Below are 12,070 nucleotides of genomic sequence, written 5' to 3'. Positions count from 1 at the left end.
TTCCCGCTGGCATGCTGGCGAGATGAGCGCTGGGGGTATGAGGGACGTGGGGATCACCATTCGGTTCGCGCCGGAGCTGCACGTCTTCGTCGGGTCGGCCTTGCGCAACGGCGGCGCGCCGGTGCGAACCGATGGGACCTCGACCCTCGGCCATGTGGTGGAGTCCCTGGGCGTCCCCTTGACCGAGGTGGGCGAACTCCTGATCGACGGTCGCCCCGTCCCGCCCGCACATGTCCCCGCCGCCGGCGAATCCATCGAGGTCCGCGCGTTCCCACGCCCCCAACCTCAGCCCGAGCCTTTACGTTTCCTGCTCGACATCCACCTGGGCACCCTGGCCCGCCGCCTGCGCCTGCTCGGCCTGGACGCCGCCTACGAGAACCCGGACATCGGCGACGCCGCCCTCGCCACGCGCTCCGCCGCCGAACACCGCATCCTGCTCTCCCGCGACCGCGGCCTGCTCCGCCGCCGCGAAATCTTCGCGGGCGCCTACATCTACAGCCACCGCCCACCCGAACAACTCGACGACGTCCTCACCCGCTTCGCCCCACCCCTCTCCCCCTGGACCCGCTGCACCACCTGCAACGGCCTGCTCCGCCCCGCCCCCCACGCCGCCCCCGAAACCTCCCCCTCCGCAACCACTTTCGCCGAATGCACCGACTGCGGCCAAACCTACTGGAAGGGCGCCCACCACCCCCGCCTCGACGCCATCGTCACCCACGCCCTAGCCCAGGTGGCCCAAACCCCCTGAACTGACTACACCCGTCTCACCCGACACGCAGAGTGCCAGGAAGTGTCCTGTGCTCGTGAGCTCATACGGCCGGGGCGCATGGACGACGAAGTAGGACCCGAACTCGAAGGAGATCTGGCGTCGAGCAGGCGCTTCTCGGCTGGGAGCAGGTAGTGCAGGTCCGGATAACACCTTACGTAGGCAGAACCTCGACACGCCCGGCGATCTTCCGGGCTCGGAAGTTTGTGTAACGGAGCCGGGGTCGCGGACGAGTAGGGGGCAACTCATGCGGAATGGGTATGAGTTCCCGTGGTGTTGGTGCTCGGTTTCGGGGCCGGGCTCGAGGATGGGGAGATGGCGTGAGTGAAGCTCGTAGGTATGTGCGGCCGGCTCCGAATTATGAGCCGCCCCTGCGGAGCTGCGGGTGCGGGCCGCGGCGCCGGGTGGAGGTGGAGCCTGCCTGGGTGGATCCGCCGGTGGTGCGGGAGGCGCCGTGCTCGGTCGATCGCCGCGCCCTTTCGCCGCGGATGCGCAGATTGGCGGCGAGGGAGCCGTCGCCGGTGGTGGGGGAGGCGCGTTCCACCGCAAGGAAGTTCGCTGATCGAGTGTTACGGGCGGCGTTGGAGGTGCTGGATCATCGTCGGCCGGTGGCTCAGCTCCGGGGCATGGTGAGTACACAAGTGCTGGAGGCGTTGCGGACCGTGCTGGCCTGCGATTCGGCGCCGAGCCGGGAGCTCGGCGCGGCCGTGCTGGGCAATGTCGACGTGGTCATGGTCGACGCCGAGAACGCCGAGATCTGCGCGCGGTATGTGCGCGGGCAGCGCACGCTCGCCATCGCGGCGCGGGCACGGTGGGTGCGCGGGATCGGCTGGCAGCTGGCGGCCTTCCGGTTATTGGGGGTATAGGGCATGCGAGACAACGGAATTCAGTGCTCTGCCTGCCAGGACGCGCCTACTCTTGATGAGGTGCGCGGGATGATTGTGTTGCTGGCGTTGCCGCTCGTGGCTTGCGGAAGCCCCGGCGATCCGGCGCCGGCGCCGGCTCCCACGACAACCGCGTTCGCGCGCACCCCCGAGGATTGCACCGAGCTGACGGTCACCGCGCTCGAGGTGCAGCCGGGAGTCGCCAACCTCTTCGGCACCCACGCCGAGTTGCTGCCGAAGGGGCAGTTCGTACGGGTGCGGATCGCGATCGGCAATACCGGCAGCCGGGTGCACGACACTCGTTCGGAGGATTATCAGCTGGTCGATACCGCGGCGGCAGGCCATCGGCTCGGCATCGATCCGATGCGGGTCGAACGGCAACTGTTCGAGCTCCAGATCGGCGCGGGTAACCGGCTCGAGATGGATCTCTGGTACGACATTCCGGTCGGCGCGGTCCCGCATGAGCTACGAGATACGGTGTGCGCCAGCACAATTCCATTGCCGGGGCGGTGAACGGATGCCGAAGCGCTACTCGCCGCAGGTGCGCGCGGAGGCCGTGCGCTTGGCGCTCGAGCATGTCGAGGCGCACGGCTCGGCCTATGCCGCGGCGCGCGCGATCGGCCCGATGGTCGGGGTGCACTACGAGACGCTGTGGATGTGGACCAAGCAGGCGCTGTCCGAACGAGCGTGGCGCGCCCAGCGCGGGCAGTCCGGCGTGGCAACCCCGCCAGCTGGTTAACTAATGGTTTGCTCAAATTCGCATGATGGATGCGGAAGGAGCAAATCCTATGTTCCGGATTGTTTTACCGACGATTGCTGCCTTCAGCGCAGTGGTGCTGAGCGCGGCCCCCTCGGCCGCCGAGCCCGGGCGGGGCGGCCCGACTGCCGCGGAATACGCCGCCGCTCAGATTCCGCACTGCGACACCCCGGAGTGCGCCGCCGCCGTCCGGCAGGCCGGCATGACGATGGCCCTGGTCCGCGCGACGAACCGGCTGATCGCCCTGTCGATCGTGCCCGTCCATCAGTTCCCCGCCTTCGACATGGTCATCACCCGCGAGAGCGGCTGGAACCATCTGGCGCGCAATCCCAGCAGCGGCGCCTACGGCCTCGGCCAGGCTCTGCCGCCGGAGAAGATGTTCACCCACGGCCTGGACTGGATGGTCAATCCGGTCACCCAGATCCGCTGGACCTACGACTACATGAACAAGCGCTACGGCGGGCCGGACGGCGCCTGGGCCTTCTGGCAGGCCAATCACTGGTACTGACGATCAGGCCTCGACCGGACGGCGGATGCTGTCGATCGGCATCTGGTCGACCGGGGCGTAGGTGACGTCCTGGCCGGAGGCCGGGGCGTGCACGACCTGGCCGCCGCCGGCGTAGATGGCCGCGTGCGAGCCGCCGTTGTAGATCACGAGGTCGCCGGGCTGGGCGTCTTCCAGGGCGACGGGCGTGCCGACGTTCTGCTGCTGTTCGCTGGTGCGCGGCAGGTCGACGCCTTCCTGCTCGTAGGACCACTGCAACAGGCCGGAGCAGTCGAAACCGCCGGGCTGGCTGCCGCCCCACACATAGGGGGTGCCGATCTGGGATTCGGCGGCCTGGAGCGCGCGCAGGCCGATGGCGGCCGAGGGCGGCGGGGCGATCTGGTTCGCCAGATCGCGAGCCTGGTCCTGGTAGGGCTGCGGCACCTGGTTCAGCAGATCCTGCGTCTGCGGCGCGGCGATCTGGTCCTTGATGGGCTGCGGCACGTCGGGGATCTCGACGGCGCCGACGCCGGGGACCTGGATGGTCTGGGCGAGCGCCGGAACGGCGGGGAGCGCGGCGGAGCCGACGATGGCGCCCGCGATGACGGCGATACGAGCGGATCCGCGCAGCCGGGAGCCGCGGACATGATGTTTGGCCATGAGTTTCAGCAATCTCCGTACTCGTCGTGCACCCGCCGGCCTGCGCTCGGAACGCGCGAACGGCTGCCGTATCGGACCGGAGATCGGTCGGCGCCGTGGTCCTGGCCCGGTATTCAGTGCCGGGCAGGGCGGGTGACTTGCTTGATCGCAAGATTGCTTCGAGATTACTACGATTCGGTAACGGGATTCAAACCGGAGTCGTTTCAGAATCGTATAACGCCAGGTAGCAGCCGATAAATTGATCATTGCGAAGTGGACTCGCCGCAGGGCGCTGGGTGATTGCCAATCCGGACAATCTGCCCTATAAGCCGCACATGTCGGTGCCGGCTCGTAGCCTCGGGATATGTGCCGAAACATCACCGCGTTGCGCGGGCTCGAGCCTGCGGCAACTCCCGAGGAAATTCAGGCAGCGGCCCTGCAATATGTGCGCAAGGTCGGTGGCCTCTCCAGCATTTCTGCAGCAACTAAGCCAGCAGTAGAGGAGGCGGTCGCGGAGATTGCTGCGGCAACGGCTCGGCTACTGGCGCAGCTGCCGGATCGCAGGGTACCGCCGAAGACGGTCCCGCCGCTGCGTCGCCCGGAGGTCCAGGCGCGTATCCACGCGCACGGCTGAGGTGTCAGGCCATCTCTTCGAGATCGGCCAGCTGGGTATGCACATAGGCCGCTATTCGGTGTCGTGCGGCCGCTGGTAGTCGTGCGATATCGGCGGCCGTCAGCACCGGCTCGCTGGGTACCTGCACCTGATACTCGTCGGGTTCTGGCGTTTCTGTGACCACCGATAGGTGGTCCGGCCGGGGCGCCGACACGGGACGTTCAGGTTCGTCCGGGTCGGCTCCGGCTAATGCCGTGCGCACCATGTGAATCAGAATATTGCTAACACGTTGGTATTGCGGCAAGTTCGCCATCGATGCAGGAAAGTGGGGTATCCAGCAAACCCGAGGTTTGCAAAAGGAGAATTCGTTACGAGGCAATACGAGTGGGTGCGAACCAGGTGCGGTAGAAGGTGATCGCCAGGATCGCGAACAGTCCGAGCATCGCGACTCCGGCCGGGATCGGATGGTTCGCCATGGTCATCGGCAGATAGCGGACGGCGAGCAGCACCGCCGTGAACGTCGCGGCGCCCAGCGCCACCACCCGCACGCGCGCGCCGTCCCAGCCGCGCTCCGGATCGCGCAGGACGGATTCGATGGTCAGGCACAAGGCCGCGCCCACAATGAGATCCACGCCGTAGTGCGCGCCCAGGCCCAGGGTGGCGATGAGCGTGCAGACCAGCCAGAACACCCCGCCCCAGCGCAACCAGGCCGGACCGCGCCGGGAGTGGATGAACAGCGACAGCGCCCACGCGGTGTGCAGCGACGGCATGCAGTTGCGCGGCGTGATCCCGTCGAACGGCATCGCCGACAGCGTGGCGGGCACGGGCGGAACGGTATCCGGCCAGACATTCGCGAGTTCCATGCCGTGGCCCCAGGATCCGAAGGCCAGGATCGGTCCGACGACGGGGAACAGCACATAGAACAGCGGCCCGACCAGGCCGATCGTCAGGAATGTGCGCACCAGGTGATGCCGCGGCCATCGACCCGCGGTGACCCCGCGCAACTGCCAGACGGCGACCACGATCGCCGCCACCGGCAGCTCGAAATACACCCAGCGCACCAGGCTCTCGAACCACGGCGCCGCCTCCAGCACCTGCCCGGCCAGCCAGGATGGATTGCCCAGCGCCCGATCCGCCACCTGAACATAGGGATCGAGCACCATGGGCCGGGCCCAGGCCGTGATGTCCAGCCAGATCTCGCCGACCTTCGTCGCGAGGATCAGCAGCGCGCCGAGCGCGATGGTGCGCAGCGCGGTCTCGCGCTGGGCGCCGTGCCAGCGCACGGCGGCCAGAATCGCCAGCACGGTCAGCACGATGGTCGGGCCGTTGCCGACGGTGAACTTCGCGCCCTCGATCGCCCGGATCGCCACGAAGACCAGATCGAGCGCGACCGCCGACGCCAGCGCGGTCACCCGCACCCGGTTGGTGACGCCGACCAGCGCGAGCAGGAACCCCGCCCACGAGGTGCTCGCCGACTTCGGGATGCCGACATAGTCCCGCACCAGGCTGGTCAGCGGACCGAGCGCGTTGATGTGCGCCGCCATCGCCTGCCCGGCGACCAGCACGACCACCGCGGCGGCGATACCACCCCAGATCGTGATCGGACGAAAATGCCCTTCCCGCCGAACTATCCCGGCAGCGGGGGTCGAACGTTCGTGCGGGTCGAGAATGAGCATTCGGACATCGTAAACACGATGGGAATACGGCACTAATTCGTGGTTAACGGCCGAAGCCTGGACGGACCCGGGCAGCTTCCCGGTGCGCTGTGCGCGGCCGCGTCCGCCGGTAGGGTACGACGCGATCAGATCCGCGCTGTGAACGGCGGAATTTCGGGAGGGAGAATCTGGTGGAGGCTGCTGTCGGTGGGATATTCGCCGGATATGTCATCGAAGGTGTGCTCGGCCGGGGCGGGATGGGCACCGTGTACCTGGCACAGCATCCGCGACTACCTCGTTCGGTGGCGCTGAAACTGCTGAACCAGGACGTCGCCGCGGACCCGGAGCTCCGAGCCCGATTCGAACGCGAGGCCACCCTCGTCGCGCGCCTGGATCATCCGGGCATCGTCGCGGTGCAAGACCGGGGCATCCAGGACGGGCAGCCGTGGCTGGCGATGCAATACATCCAGGGCACCGACGCGTCCCGCCTGGAGCCGGGGGCGCTGTCCGTGGAGCGGGCGATACGGATCGTCGGAGAGGTCGCGGCGGCCCTCGACTACGCGCACAGTCAGGGCGTCCTGCACCGGGATGTGAAGCCCGCCAATATTCTGCTGACGACAGCCGAGGCCGGCCGGGTGGAACGCGCGGTGCTCACCGACTTCGGCATCGGTCGCCTGCTGGGCTCCGACACCCAGCTCACCTCCACCGGAACCTTCATCGCGACGTTGGCTTACGGTGCGCCCGAGCAGCTTTCCGGTGACCGGGTCGATGCGCGCTCGGATCAGTATTCCCTCGCCTGTACCTTGTACGCCCTGCTCACTGGGCAAGCGCCGTTCCCGGGCACCGACCCGGGGCAGGTGGTGACCGGGCATCTGATCAAGCCGGTGCCGCTGATCACGCGGACCGACGTACCGCCGGGATTGAACGCGGTCATCGCCCGCGCGATGGCCAAGAATCCCGCCGAAAGATTCGCCAGCGCAGGGGAGTTCGCCGCGGCCGCGACAGCGGCGCTGGCGCGTCCGGTCGGCGCGGCGGTGCCGACCATGCAGAACCACCGCTCGCCCGGCTCCGGTCCCGCCACGCTGTACACCGGCGGTTACTCGCCGCCGCCCGTTCCCGCCTACGCGGGCGGGCCGAATCCCTGGGGTGCGGTGTGTGCTCTGGTGGCCGGGTTCTTCTTGATCGGACTGAGTGCGAGCAGCTTCACCACGGCGTACCCGATGATCATGCGCGACCTGGCGGCGACCAGCGCCATGATGAGCTGGTTGAGTGCCGGCGCCGCGGTGGCGCTCACCACGCCGCTGTTGGTGGCCGGCCGGCTCGGTGATCGATTCGGCCCCAAGAACATCTATCTCGCCGGACTCGTTGTCCTGATTCTGGCGTCGGCCGTGGGAGTCGTGTCCGCCAGTATCTGGATGCTGGCCCTGGCTCACCTCGCCCAGGGACTGGCCGCTGGGCTGATGTTGCCGCAGACGCTGGCGGTGATCATCCGGGTCTTCACGCCGGACCGCCGGGGCGCGGCGCTGGGTTTGTGGGTGGGCGCCGGGGGACTGGGGAGTCTGCTCGGTCCGGCGGTGGGCGCGATGGTGGTCGAGCGGTTGGGCTGGCGCTGTATCTTCCTGATCGACATCCCGATCGGCCTGCTCGCCCTGGTGCTGGCTGCCCTGCTGCTGCCGCGGCTGCCGGGGCAACGGCTTCGACCCGACCCGATCGGCCTCCTGCTGGCCGGAGTCGCGGTGCTGCTGGTGACCACGGGTATCGCTATGGGTACCACCGACCGGATCGCGGAGCCGGTCTGGATCGGCGTGCTGGCGGCAGGTGTCGTGGTCTTCGGACTGTTCGTGCTCAGTCAGACGCGTCCCGGCGCCGATCGGCTGGTTCCGGCGGGCATGCTGCGGGACCGCACTGTGGTGCTGTCGACTGTGGCGGCTGCGTCGGCCTGCGCCGTGCTCGGCTCGACGATGGTGCTGTTGAGCTTCCATCTCCCGATAGTGCACGGCTTCTCACCGTTCAAGACGGCCTTCGTCCTGGTGCCGGGGGCGGTCATCGCCGCCGTGTGCGCGCCGCTCGCCGGCTTGCTCGCCGACCGGACTCATCCCGCGTTGATTCCCGCGATCGGGTTCGCGTCCTTCGGTGCGGCCGTCCTCGGGTTCGCGGCGCTGATGAGCTCCGGCGCACCCCTTCTCGCGCTGCTGGCAATGAGCGTGCTGGCCGGGCTCGCGATGGCCTGCACCTGGGCGCCACTGGCCGCGACCGCGACTCGTTTCCTGCCCATCCCCTGGGCGGGCGTGGGTGCCGGCATTCACCTCACCGCCCGGCAAATCGGCACGCTGATCGGAACCCTGGTGGCGGCTACCGTTTTCGCCCAGGCGATGAACTCCGGGATGGGCCGCTCGGATGCCATCGACGCGGCGGTGTGGACGGTGAGCCTGGCGACCCTGGGGTTCGTGCTGCTCGGCGGGATCGCCGCGGTCTTGCTGACCCGCCGCCCATCCGTGTCGGCTGGCCCTCCCGAGCACCTCGCTGAAACCCTGCACGGCAGCAGTTTTCGGTAACCCGCGGTGATCAGAACTGATCGGTCCCTGAAATTGCGGAATAGGTAAGGCTTACCTTAGCATCGCGGGTGACGGACTCGATCGGAAGATGGGAACCACTCGTGCCGCTCACCGATGCCTATCGTCGACTGGGAGAACTCCTTCCGGTAGTGCGCGTCGCTGTCGGCCGGGCGGAGGCGGGCCGGTGGATCCACGGCGTCTCGCTCGCAACGGATTTCGCGGTTATCGAGCGTCTGATCGAAGCCGAGGAGGCGCGCGCCGTCGAGGCGTACGGAACGACGCCGCGGCGGGATGTCGCCGCCACCTGGGTGCTGCGCCGGTACGCCTTCACCGCGTGTCTGGCGATGAGTGCGCCGTGGTTTCTGGAACGGCGTGTGCCGCGAGTGGCGCTGGATCGTGTCGCCTACGCCTGGCAGGACCGGGAACTGGTCGTCGAGGTAGCCGAAATCAGCTGTCTGCCAGGCGATTCCCTCGAGGGGCAGGCCGGGGTCCGTACTGTCGCGGACGAGACGGCGCTGCGCGCCGAGTTGCGTGACGCCGTCGCCGCGCACCTCGCTCCGGTGCTGGAGGCTTTCGGTCCGGTCCTGCGCCGCAGGCCGCGGACGATGTGGGGGTTCGCCACCGATCAGCTGGCGAACGGGATCTGGCATCTCGGTACCGCTCTGGAACAGCCGATGGCCGCCGCCTTGGCTGCCAACGCGCTGCTGCCCGGTGCGACTCCGCCCTATCTGGGTGGCGCGGGATTCCGGCTCGGACCAGACTCGCCCCGGACGCAAACGACCTGCTGTCTTTTCTATACGGTCCGGCCGGACGAGCTCTGCGCTACCTGTCCCCGCCTTGCGCAAATTAGGCATGCCTAACCTATACTTCCGCTCCATGGCATCGGTAGACACGGCCCGCGGGCCCTCGATGCGGTACCGAATACCGGTGCTGCTGATGGCGTTTGCTGCGTTGCTGCTGGTCTGTCTGCTGAGCCTGGCTTTCGGCGCGCGCTCGGTGCCGCTGGGCACCGTGGTCGACGCACTGCTGGGCGACGCGCAGGGCCGCGACGCGATGGCCGTCACCGGCATGCGGTTGCCGCGCACCATCGTCGGTCTCGTGGTCGGCGCGGCCCTCGGGCTGGCCGGAGCGGTGCTGCAGGGTGTGACGCGCAATCCGCTGGCCGCGCCGACCACGATGGGGATCAACGCGGGCGCGAGTTTCGCGGTGGTCGTGGCGATCTACGCGTTGCACCTCGCGCACCCGGTCCAATTCGTGGGGTTCGCCTTCGCCGGGGCCGCCGGCGCCGCGTTGTTCACGCTGACGCTCGGTCGCCGGGCCGGCGACCTGGATCCGACCCGGCTGGTCCTGGGCGGCACGGTGCTGCACCTGGTGCTGGTCTCCTGGACCTCGGCGGTGCTGCTGTTCAGCGAGCGCACGCTCGACGAGGCCCGGTTCTGGATGGCCGGGTCGATCGCCGGCCGCGATCTCACGGTGCTGACGCCGATGCTGCCCATGTTCGCCCTCGGCGCGGTGGCTGGGCTGGCGATCGCGCCCGCGCTCAATACGCTCGCCCTCGGCGACGAGGCGGCAGTGGCGCTCGGCCTGCCGGTGGCCCGGATTCGCTTGGCGGGCATGGTGTCGGTGGTCTTGCTGGCCGGTTCGGCCGTCGCGGTGGCCGGGCCGATCGCGTTCATCGGCCTGGCCGCGCCGCACCTGGTGCGGCTGGTGCTGGGCAACGATCAGCGCCGAATCCTGGCGGGCTGCCTGATCGCCGGGCCGCTGCTGCTGCTCGGCGCCGATATCGCGGGCCGCCTGCTCGTCCGGCCCGCGGAGCTGGAGGTCGGCATCATCAGCGCGTTCCTCGGCGCGCCGCTGCTGGCGCTGCTCGCTCGCCGCCGGGAGATCCGATGAACGAGGTAAGGGCAAGGCGGACACTGCTGGTCGGAATTCTGTGCGCGGTCGCACTTGGCGTACTCGCGACGGTCGCGCTCACCGTCGGCGAAGTCCAGATGTCGGCGGCCACCGCGCTGCGCGCGGCGTTCGGCAGCGGAGACGCCGGTGAGGTGTACATCGTCCAGGAATTCCGGGCGCCCCGGCTGATCGCGGGCGTGCTCGCCGGTGCGGGCCTGGCGGCGTCGGGCGCGGTGCTGCAACGACTTTTCCGCAATCCGCTGGCCTCGCCGGATGTGATGGGCGTGACCGGGGGCGCGTCGCTGGGCGCGGTGCTGGTGCTCGCCGCCGGGGCGAGTCAGGCGCTGATCCCGGTCGGCGCGTTGGGCGGCGGATTCCTCGCCGTGCTGCTGCTCGCGGCGATCGGCTGGCGCGCCGGGTTCCCGGTGACCCGGCTGGTGCTGGTGGGTTTGGCCGTGCAGGCGGGTCTGGCGGCCGCCGTCAACTTGATCGTGGTGCGGTTCCCCCGGGAGCTGGCGGGTGCGGCCGAGCAGTGGACCGCGGGTTCGCTCTACGGGCGCACCTGGCCCGAGGTGCAGGGCGCCGCCGTGGCCTCGATGCTGGTGCTGGGCTTGCTGTTCCTGCAGTACCGGAAGCTGGCCGTGCTGGATCTGGGCGACGAATCGGCGGGCACGCTCGGCGTCTCGGTGTCCTCGGCGCGGCTGCAACTGCTGGTGACGACGGTCGCGCTGGCGGCTTTGGCGGCGGCGCTCACCGGGCCGATCGCCTTTGTGGCACTGGCCGTGCCGCAGCTGGTGCGGCTGCTGGTCGGACCGCCCACCGCGGCCACCCTCGCGGTCACCGGCCTGGCGGGTGCGGTGCTGCTGGTCGGCTGCGATCAGGTGGTGCAGCATCTGCTGCCGGTCGAGGGGCTGCCGGTCGGCGTGCTGACCGCCACCATCGGCGCACCGTGGTTGTTGTACTTGATGCTGCGGGAGAGCAGCCCGGTCAATCGGAGAACCGCTTGAGTACCAACGAATTGGCCGCGCGCGAGCTCGGCCTGCGCTACGGCGATCGCACCGTGATCGACGGCCTGGACCTGGCGCTGCCCGGCGACGCGGTGACCGCGATCGTCGGCCCGAACGCGTGCGGGAAGTCCACCTTGCTGCGCGGGCTGACCCGGTTGCTCCGGCCCGCGGGCGGGACGGTCACCCTGGACGGCGCCGACATTCATCGCATGTCCGCGCGGGCGCTGGCGTTGCGGCTGGGCCTGCTGCCGCAACAGCCGATCACGCCGGAGGCGATCACCGTCGAGGCATTGGTGCGGCTCGGCCGGTATCCACATCAGCGGTTGCTGCGCCCGTGGTCGGCCGCCGACCAGGCCGCGGTCGAAGACGCGCTGCGCCGCACCGGCACCGCCGAACTGCGCGATCAGCAAGTGGATCAGCTGTCCGGGGGCCAGCGGCAAAGAGCCTGGATCGCCCTGGCTTTGGCGCAGGACACCGAGGTGCTGCTGCTCGACGAGCCGACCACCTTCCTGGACCTGCGCCATCAGCTCGATGTGCTCGACCTGGTCGCCGATCTGCATGCCGAGGCCGGGCGCACCGTGGTCATGGTGCTGCACGACCTCGGCCAGGCCGCCCGCTACGCCGACCATCTGGTGGTGCTGCACGACGGCCGCCTGGCCGCGGCCGGGCCACCGGCGAAGGTGCTCGACGCGGACCTGGTGCGCACCGTCTTCGGCGTCGACGCCCTGGTGATACCCGACCCGGAAACCGGGACCCCGCTGGTCGTTCCGCGTAGCAGAGCCGCCCGGCACGCCACCGCTCGCGCCTGAGCGGCTGG

14 protein-coding genes are annotated in these 12,070 nt (G+C 69.2%); 11 read left to right on the top strand and 3 right to left on the bottom strand.

Going from position 1 to position 12,070, the window contains the following annotated elements:
- Nucleotides 1-46 precede the first annotated feature (46 nt).
- From AB0M14_RS08870 to AB0M14_RS08850, 5 genes are all read left to right on the top strand, one after another.
- Nucleotides 47-748, top strand: coding sequence for a Mut7-C RNAse domain-containing protein (locus AB0M14_RS08870; RefSeq protein ID WP_364990738.1), 702 nt, complete (start codon nt 47-49; stop codon nt 746-748).
- 272 nt (nt 749-1,020) lie between these two features.
- Nucleotides 1,021-1,632: an Rv3235 family protein gene (locus AB0M14_RS08865; RefSeq protein WP_364990735.1), complete on the top strand. Its 612-nt coding sequence runs from the start codon at nt 1,021-1,023 to the stop codon at nt 1,630-1,632.
- A gap of 69 nt (nt 1,633-1,701) precedes the next feature.
- The gene (locus tag AB0M14_RS08860; RefSeq protein WP_364990733.1) at nt 1,702-2,163 is read left to right on the top strand and encodes a hypothetical protein; all 462 of its coding nucleotides are present in this window, start codon (nt 1,702-1,704) and stop codon (nt 2,161-2,163) included.
- A 4-nt stretch (nt 2,164-2,167) separates the two neighbouring features.
- A complete protein-coding gene (locus AB0M14_RS08855) occupies nt 2,168-2,389 on the top strand; it encodes a hypothetical protein (RefSeq protein ID WP_364990730.1) in 222 nt (73 codons plus the stop codon).
- A gap of 49 nt (nt 2,390-2,438) precedes the next feature.
- The gene (locus AB0M14_RS08850; protein WP_364990727.1) at nt 2,439-2,915 is read left to right on the top strand and encodes a lytic transglycosylase domain-containing protein; all 477 of its coding nucleotides are present in this window, start codon (nt 2,439-2,441) and stop codon (nt 2,913-2,915) included.
- Between the two features lie 3 nt (nt 2,916-2,918).
- Here AB0M14_RS08850 and AB0M14_RS08845 read toward each other — a convergent pair whose 3' ends face one another.
- The gene (locus AB0M14_RS08845; RefSeq protein WP_364990724.1) at nt 2,919-3,551 is read right to left on the bottom strand and encodes an NlpC/P60 family protein; all 633 of its coding nucleotides are present in this window, start codon (nt 3,549-3,551) and stop codon (nt 2,919-2,921) included.
- A gap of 343 nt (nt 3,552-3,894) precedes the next feature.
- Between AB0M14_RS08845 and AB0M14_RS08840 the strand changes: the two genes are divergently transcribed.
- Nucleotides 3,895-4,164: a DUF2277 domain-containing protein gene (locus AB0M14_RS08840; RefSeq protein WP_364990721.1), complete on the top strand. Its 270-nt coding sequence runs from the start codon at nt 3,895-3,897 to the stop codon at nt 4,162-4,164.
- Nucleotides 4,165-4,168: 4 nt separating this feature from the next.
- Here AB0M14_RS08840 and AB0M14_RS08835 read toward each other — a convergent pair whose 3' ends face one another.
- Both AB0M14_RS08835 and AB0M14_RS08830 read right to left on the bottom strand, forming a co-directional pair.
- Nucleotides 4,169-4,456, bottom strand: coding sequence for a hypothetical protein (locus tag AB0M14_RS08835; RefSeq protein ID WP_364990718.1), 288 nt, complete (start codon nt 4,454-4,456; stop codon nt 4,169-4,171).
- 55 nt (nt 4,457-4,511) lie between these two features.
- Nucleotides 4,512-5,819 (bottom strand): phosphatase PAP2 family protein, encoded by a 1,308-nt coding sequence (locus AB0M14_RS08830; RefSeq protein WP_364990715.1) that lies wholly within the window; start codon nt 5,817-5,819, stop codon nt 4,512-4,514.
- A gap of 170 nt (nt 5,820-5,989) precedes the next feature.
- Between AB0M14_RS08830 and AB0M14_RS08825 the strand changes: the two genes are divergently transcribed.
- The 5 genes from AB0M14_RS08825 (at nt 5,990) to AB0M14_RS08805 (ending at nt 12,062) form a co-directional block, all read left to right on the top strand.
- Complete coding sequence (locus AB0M14_RS08825) at nt 5,990-8,353, top strand: MDR family MFS transporter (RefSeq protein ID WP_364990711.1); 2,364 nt, start codon at nt 5,990-5,992, stop codon at nt 8,351-8,353.
- Nucleotides 8,354-8,454: 101 nt separating this feature from the next.
- Nucleotides 8,455-9,213 carry a (2Fe-2S)-binding protein gene (locus AB0M14_RS08820; protein WP_364990708.1) on the top strand — a complete coding sequence of 253 codons (759 nt, stop codon included), beginning with the start codon at nt 8,455-8,457 and terminating at the stop codon, nt 9,211-9,213.
- A 16-nt stretch (nt 9,214-9,229) separates the two neighbouring features.
- Nucleotides 9,230-10,246, top strand: coding sequence for an iron ABC transporter permease (locus tag AB0M14_RS08815; RefSeq protein WP_364990705.1), 1,017 nt, complete (start codon nt 9,230-9,232; stop codon nt 10,244-10,246).
- On the top strand, nt 10,243-11,253 hold the full coding sequence (locus AB0M14_RS08810; protein WP_364990702.1) for an iron ABC transporter permease: 1,011 nt from the start codon (nt 10,243-10,245) through the stop codon (nt 11,251-11,253). Before AB0M14_RS08815 ends, AB0M14_RS08810 begins: the two co-directional genes overlap by 4 nt.
- Nucleotides 11,250-12,062 (top strand): ABC transporter ATP-binding protein, encoded by an 813-nt coding sequence (locus tag AB0M14_RS08805; RefSeq protein WP_364990699.1) that lies wholly within the window; start codon nt 11,250-11,252, stop codon nt 12,060-12,062. Before AB0M14_RS08810 ends, AB0M14_RS08805 begins: the two co-directional genes overlap by 4 nt.
- The last annotated feature ends 8 nt before the right edge of the window (nt 12,063-12,070 follow it).

Source organism: Nocardia sp. NPDC051832 (genome assembly GCF_040681285.1).
GTDB lineage: Bacteria > Actinomycetota > Actinomycetes > Mycobacteriales > Mycobacteriaceae > Nocardia.
Note: the sequence above shows the minus strand (reverse complement) of the source record. Positions and strands in the feature narration are given on the sequence as shown.

Bases quoted from the DNA above. Each gene is read 5' to 3' on its own strand.
- AB0M14_RS08855 (WP_364990730.1), top strand. From the start codon at position 2,168: ATGCCGAAGCGCTACTCGCCGCAGGTGCGCGCGGAGGCCGTGCGCTTG.
- AB0M14_RS08865 (WP_364990735.1), top strand. From the start codon at position 1,021: ATGGGTATGAGTTCCCGTGGTGTTGGTGCTCGGTTTCGGGGCCGGGCT.
- AB0M14_RS08840 (WP_364990721.1), top strand. From the start codon at position 3,895: ATGTGCCGAAACATCACCGCGTTGCGCGGGCTCGAGCCTGCGGCAACT.
- AB0M14_RS08815 (WP_364990705.1), top strand. From the start codon at position 9,230: ATGGCATCGGTAGACACGGCCCGCGGGCCCTCGATGCGGTACCGAATA.
- AB0M14_RS08845 (WP_364990724.1), bottom strand. From the start codon at position 3,551: ATGGCCAAACATCATGTCCGCGGCTCCCGGCTGCGCGGATCCGCTCGT.
- AB0M14_RS08835 (WP_364990718.1), bottom strand. From the start codon at position 4,456: ATGGCGAACTTGCCGCAATACCAACGTGTTAGCAATATTCTGATTCAC.
- AB0M14_RS08860 (WP_364990733.1), top strand. From the start codon at position 1,702: ATGATTGTGTTGCTGGCGTTGCCGCTCGTGGCTTGCGGAAGCCCCGGC.
- AB0M14_RS08850 (WP_364990727.1), top strand. From the start codon at position 2,439: ATGTTCCGGATTGTTTTACCGACGATTGCTGCCTTCAGCGCAGTGGTG.
- AB0M14_RS08810 (WP_364990702.1), top strand. From the start codon at position 10,243: ATGAACGAGGTAAGGGCAAGGCGGACACTGCTGGTCGGAATTCTGTGC.
- AB0M14_RS08830 (WP_364990715.1), bottom strand. From the start codon at position 5,819: ATGCTCATTCTCGACCCGCACGAACGTTCGACCCCCGCTGCCGGGATA.